The sequence below is a fragment of the Candidatus Protofrankia californiensis genome (genome assembly GCF_900634765.1).
In the GTDB taxonomy this organism is placed as follows: Bacteria; Actinomycetota; Actinomycetes; order Frankiales; family Frankiaceae; genus Protofrankia; species Protofrankia californiensis.
Genome location: NZ_CAAAFT010000121.1, coordinates 8,056 through 10,420, shown reverse-complemented (window position 1 = coordinate 10,420; position 2,365 = coordinate 8,056). Strand labels below are relative to the sequence as shown.

Here is a 2,365-nt window from a genome sequence, read left to right as displayed (position 1 = left end):
CATGTCCCGCCCGGCGTAACGCACCGCACCCTTGTCGGCCGGGCGGAAACCGGTGAGGGCGTTGAGCAGGGTGGACTTGCCCGCGCCACTGGGCCCGACCACCGCCAGCAGCGCCCGCCCGGGCAGCCGGAAGGTCATGTCGTGCATGAGCTGTTTCTGACCGGCCCACACGTTCAGGCCGTCGGCTTCGAAGCTGACGTCCCCGGAGTCGATGTACTCGACCAGTTCGTCACCGACGAACTGGAAAACATGGTGACCGACAGCGATGACCGCGCCCTGCGGTACCGGCTCACGGACGATGCGCTTGCCGTTGACGAACGTCCCGTTGGCCGACTCGAGGTCTGCGATCTCCACCTCCCCGCCGGGGCTCACGTAGAGCTCGGCGTGCCGCCGCGAGGCCAACAGGTCTCCCACGACGATGTCGTTGTCACGGGAACGGCCGATGGACATCGTGCCCGGACGCAGTCGGTAGGCGGTCTGACGCTCGTGCTCACGCTCAAGATCGGGGCCGCCCGAATCGTCCCGGCTCCCCGGCTGCTGCCGGGGCAGCTGCGGACCGGGCTCGTAGCCGGTGGAGTCGCGCAGCATCGTCGGCATCTCGAAGTGCGGGTCAGAGTAGCGCGGGGAGTTGGTGTAGCTGGCGGGAACCTCGAGGAGGACGACGACCTCCGGCCCGGTCGGCGTACCGAGCCGGAAGCGGACCTCGCCGTTGACGTCGACACTCTGTACCCGCTGGCCGTCGTGCCAGGTTCCGTTCGAGCTGATGTCCCGGACGGCCCAGCCCGCGCCTACCGGCTCGATCAACAAATGCCGACGTGACACCCGGCTGTCCGGCATCACGAAATCGGCCGTGCGCGCGCGCCCGACAACGAACGGCTGACCGGCAGGCACGGTGGCCGCGTTGGCGCCGCTGACGACTCTCAGGGTCGTCTGCACGTGTTTCCCCCTTCGGCGACCCAGGGACTTTGACCTCCGACAGCGCGAGAAAACCATGATCGCGCTGCCTTTGGCCCTCTAGGACGGGACACAGGCCGGATGCCCCGCCGGACTGACTTCGACATGGATCTTCCGATCTTGCTGGTCGTCGGGATCGTAGCGCCGCCCACCTACCTTGATCGACGGTGGGTGTGCCAATCACCACGGACTGGACGCAGAGGAGCAGACTGCGCGTGGCCAGTCATGTCCGTAGACGGCCGACTGCCGGTGTGACAATATCCAGCACCGGCCGAGGATGACGCGTGGGCCGCATCGCGGTCCGCCAACTGTCGCCGATTCGACGCCGCGACCACACTGTGCAAGCAACCCTGGCCGGAACCCATGGTCCGTCGCACGGCGGACGGCCCGGGCACAGCGATGCCGCCCGGGTCGCCACCGGGCCGGACGGGGTCGGCCCGGACGAGCCTGCCCCGCTCAGCTGGGCCTGCCCCGGTCGCTCCCCCGGCCCGTTACGCGACGCGACGCCGGGGGTTGCGCGGGGCCCGTTACGACGATGCCGGCGGTTCCGCGGGCAGGACCACGTCCGTTGCCGAAGCGGTGACCGCGATACCGTTCTTACCGGTCGTGGCCTTCTCGATCTGCAGGTTGAACGGCAGCCCGCTGATCGGCAGCGGGATCCCCGGGATCTCGATGCCCGGCAGCCGGAAACCGAGGATCTCGGTGGGAATCAGGGTCAGCGTGTTGTTCTGGACCCCGAAACGGGTCACTCCGGACAGCTCCTGGATACCGAGGAGCCCGGCATCGAACTTGCCGGATATGCGTACCTCTCGACCGTCGCCGACCGGTGTGACTTTCACGTTCTGCTTTACCAGATAGGCGTTGAGATCGTCGTAGGTGATCTGCACGTCCGCGGTCACCTTGTCGACCGGCACTTCCTTGACCTGATCGCGAATCGCGTTCCAGAACGGCACATGGACGCCCTGGAGCCTGGCCTTCACCTCGGAGATCCGCGGCCCGGGAGTGGGAATGTCGGTGACCGTCACTCTCAGGTCGTCGTATTTGCCGAAGATGACCTGGGTGAGGAAAGGTATGCCACCGATCGAGACGTCGGTGACCTTGGCCGGTCTGACCGTGGGGTCGGTGCTGGTCTGCGCCACGGACGCGGCCGCCTTCGCCTTCATCTGGCTTTCAGCGATCGGCACCGCCGCGCGGTCGGCCACGGCCAGCAGGACGATCAGCACGACCAACATGATGATCGGCCACTTTCGCCGGCGCCGGCGGGGTACTGGAGCCTGCATCACACCGGTGGGCGCGACGGGCGGCTGGCCCCCGGGCGGCGGACCTCCAGGCGGGAGGAACGAACTGGTCGGTGGTATCGGTGAACCCGGCGGTACCGGTCCGCTCGGCGGTACCGGTCCGCTCGGCGATA

General features: G+C 67.8%; 2 protein-coding genes. Both read right to left on the bottom strand.

Features of this window, described 5'->3' with window-relative positions; all coding sequences use genetic code 11:
• Window positions 1-936 (bottom strand): FHA domain-containing protein (locus DD1DGNOD_RS28935; RefSeq protein ID WP_241255524.1); only part of this gene is annotated, 936 nt, incomplete at its 3' end.
• A gap of 545 nt (window positions 937-1,481) precedes the next feature.
• The gene (locus DD1DGNOD_RS07225) at window positions 1,482-2,186 is read right to left on the bottom strand and encodes an LmeA family phospholipid-binding protein (RefSeq protein WP_165034815.1); all 705 of its coding nucleotides are present in this window, start codon (window positions 2,184-2,186) and stop codon (window positions 1,482-1,484) included.
• Between the last annotated feature and the right edge of the window lie 179 nt (window positions 2,187-2,365).

Bases quoted from the DNA above. Each gene is read 5' to 3' on its own strand.
- DD1DGNOD_RS07225 (WP_165034815.1), bottom strand. From the start codon at position 2,186: ATGTTGGTCGTGCTGATCGTCCTGCTGGCCGTGGCCGACCGCGCGGCG.